The 3,384-nt window shown below is 36.8% G+C and carries 2 protein-coding genes and 1 pseudogene; all 3 read left to right on the forward strand.

The features are described 5' to 3' along the window. Positions 1-307: 307 nt before the first annotated feature. Positions 308-760 (forward strand): annotated as a pseudogene (locus GB993_RS13060) (glycoside hydrolase family 73 protein); the annotation flags it as partial. Positions 761-877: 117 nt separating this feature from the next. Beyond that, positions 878-1,978: an acyltransferase family protein gene (locus GB993_RS08600; RefSeq protein WP_161003950.1), complete on the forward strand. Its 1,101-nt coding sequence runs from the start codon at positions 878-880 to the stop codon at positions 1,976-1,978. Between the two features lie 289 nt (positions 1,979-2,267). Beyond that, on the forward strand, positions 2,268-3,384 hold a 1,117-nt coding region (locus GB993_RS08605), incomplete at its 3' end, for an N-acetylmuramoyl-L-alanine amidase family protein (protein WP_488655940.1).

The following is a 3,384-nucleotide window of genomic DNA, read 5'->3' on the forward strand; positions in this document are numbered from 1 at the left end:
CGATCGCGGTAACTACCAATTAGTGACTGATGACTTTCGTAAGGCAAATGGTTATTGGTATTACTTCAATGCGGGAAGTGGTTCAATTGCCCAGGGATTGACTTGGGTTCCACAAAGGAATACTTGGAACTTTTATGATCAAGGAACGTATCAATTAGTGACAAATGATTATCGCCAGGCTAACGGCTACTCCTACTATTTTAAGAAAGACGGGTCAATAGCAAGCGGTTGGACTTATCTAAACAATGATTTGGTGTATTTTGATCCTCAGAGTTACCAAAAAAAGGTTCAATTATCAGATTTCGGTAGTTTAAATTCTACTCAAAGTGATTTCCTTATGAGCGTTATACCCGGTGCGTTGGCTGGATGGGAGCAATACGGAGTCCTTCCATCAGTGACAATTGCACAAGCAATTCTTGAGAGTGCTTGGGGGCAATCACTATTGGCGACAGAGGCTCATAACCTATTTGGTATCAAAGGCTCCTATAACGGAAACAGCGTGACAATGCCAACACAGGAAGAGTACGGTGGCCAGTATGTGACCATTAATGCTGCATTTAGAGCATACGCGAATAATTCTGAGAGTATTCAAGATCATGGAGCTTTTTTATATTATAATTCTCGGTATAATAATTTGTTAGGGGACTCCAATTACGTTTCTGTAGCCAATAAATTGCGTAATGATGGTTATGCGACTGCCTCCACATACGCCACATCATTAATTAATTTAGTTCAGATATATGGTTTAGATATCCTTGATAAATAGTTAGAAAAAAGTGTAAAGAATCTTCCTTTGGAAGATTCTTTTTGCACACGAATGTGGTTAAGCTTTGCTGAAAGTAAATAATACAAATTTAGAAAGTGAATTTTACAATAGATGAAAAAGAGAATTGAATGGTTAGATGTTGCCCGAGGCATTGCCATCTTGGCGGTTATTATTGGACATACTTTTGAACCACAAACCTATAGTATGCAGACTTTCCCAGCTAAATTAATCTTTGCGTTTCATATGCCATTATTTTTCATCGTTGCTGGGTATTTTTTCCATGAGCAACGGTTAAATGAGGTTGTTATAAAAGGAATAAAGAATTTGTTGGTGCCATATTTTGGAACAGCAGCCATTCTTGTTCTCGCTTTTTTTGTTTCAAAAGTTAAAGTATTACCAATGATTTTTTTCTCACCATTCCATAGCTTTTCGCAGTTACTGATTAGTATTCTTTATGGCTTTGGAGGCGGACCTTTTGGTACTGTGAATCCATTCGGATGGAACATTGCCTTAATCGGAATTATCTGGTTTTTAATGGCAATGTTTTGGGCCAATATTATTTTTCAAGGAATTTATCAAATATCAAAAAGGTTTGTTTATTCAGAAGTGGTACTAGCGATATTTGTCGTAATTATTGTTGTGTTTGGAATTAATCTTTCTCGAGTCTGGATTTTACCAATGGCTTTGGATTCTGCCTTCTTGGCTATAGCGTTTATTTACACCGGATATCTAATGCAGAAAATAGATTTGGAACAACTAGTTTCTGAGCCTATTGTCGTTATTTTTTCCGCGATATTGTGGCTGTTTAGCGCGAAAAACGGTCTGTTTCAAATGTCGTCGGTTTCATTTGTACCAACCGGAGATTTTTTAACGGCTGTCGTTGGAGGAATTGCAAGTACCGTCGTGATTTTTTCTTTATCAGTTAGGTTGAAAAAAATTAATTTAGTGGAAAAAACATTGAGCGTTTTTGGACGCCGTTCTCTGGTCATGATGTGCTTCCATGCTATTGATGTAGGTGTTCTAGTTTTTAGTGCGAATGTTATAAATTTTACGCAAGTCTATTCTAGACCTGTAGTATTTGTGAGTTTAATGTTTTACAGATTACTTATACCAATAGTTTTTACATTATTAATGCCACGAATTCCTATACTAAGGGGCATATATTTGCCACGGTTTGTTTCCAAAAAACAAAAGGCCAGATTGGAAAAATGAATCGACTAAGTTTATGGTATGTAGGTTATAGCGATTTTTCGGGGGAAAGAAAAATTAATTCTTTCCCTTTTTTGCATTTTTTTAATTGATGAAGAGTATTAAATCCCTTGTTTTTAATATCCGTTGACCCATCGTATTTTAAATTCAAAAAACATTTCATTGCTTTTACAAGGGTTGAAATTTGTTTCAAAAATGAAAAAGTCCTGTTACAGAAAAAGGTCGGTGTTGATGATAGAGTAATCATATAGAATTCAGTGCGTTTTTTAGTTAAGAGAGGTATAGACATTAAATGATAGAAGACTTTACAAAATCGACGGAAAATGTCGAAGCTTCAAAAAAAATCACAGAGAACAAAAGTAATTTTAATAAAACGTTACTTTTGTTCTCTGTAATGCTGGGATTTTTGGGGGTAGGCAACACATCAGCCCATGCGGATGTTGATGTTTCCGGAACTACATCTTCGTCTGATATTGTGGGGAAAAACTCAGCTAGCAACGATACTGAAAATTCTGCAGTAACTCTTAAAACTTCAGCAAATGTATCCTCTAATGTTAAAAATACTAATGATGAGGTTCGTAATTTTAGCCAAAGTACATCTGTAAATACCAAAAATAGTAGTTCGGTTGACGTATCTCAGGCTTCAAGTGTTTCAAGCTTTGCAGCTAATACTAGCGAAAGTTTTAGTGCTTCTACTAAATCAGATATCAACGATAAAACTAGTTCAAACATATCTTCTGTTTCTAATTTTGATGATAAAAAGCAGTCCAACAATAGTGCTGAAAGCGGGCCGCAAGCCAAAAGAAATTCAGATATCTTCAAAAATTCGCAATATCAGGGAGTCGAAACAAGCCAAAGCAGTGCCAGTTTATCTGAAACTACTGTGTCAGCCGAGAGCCTTGCTAGCAAGGCCAATGATTCTGCAAGTGTAGGCACTTTAAAGGCTGACAATGGTTCTTCAAATGTTGCACAGATTTCTCGCGCTCAAAATCTTTCATTTGATGTTGTTCAGCCGGTCAACCAATGGGTGACTAATACAAATGGCAGTCGTTCTTATTATGATAAGAATGGTGAAAAGTATGTCAAGGGTATCTACACAATCAATGGTGCTCGGTATCATTTCAATGATGATGGTATGTTAACAAATGGGTTGTCATGGGATTCGAAGACGGGGAGCTGGCTTTATTCGGACCAAGCTAATGGTGAACTGGTTACGAATGATTTTCGTCAAGCTAATGGCTATTGGTACTATTTCACTAACAACGGTTCAATTGCCAATGGTCTGACATGGATTCCACAACGTCATACGTGGAATTTTTACGATTCCTCAGACCACCAACTGGTTACGAATGATTTTCGTCAAGCTAATGGCTATTGGTACTATTTCACTAACAACGGTTCAATTGCCA

It is taken from the genome of Furfurilactobacillus milii, from assembly GCF_009864005.1.
GTDB lineage: Bacteria > Bacillota > Bacilli > Lactobacillales > Lactobacillaceae > Furfurilactobacillus > Furfurilactobacillus rossiae_B.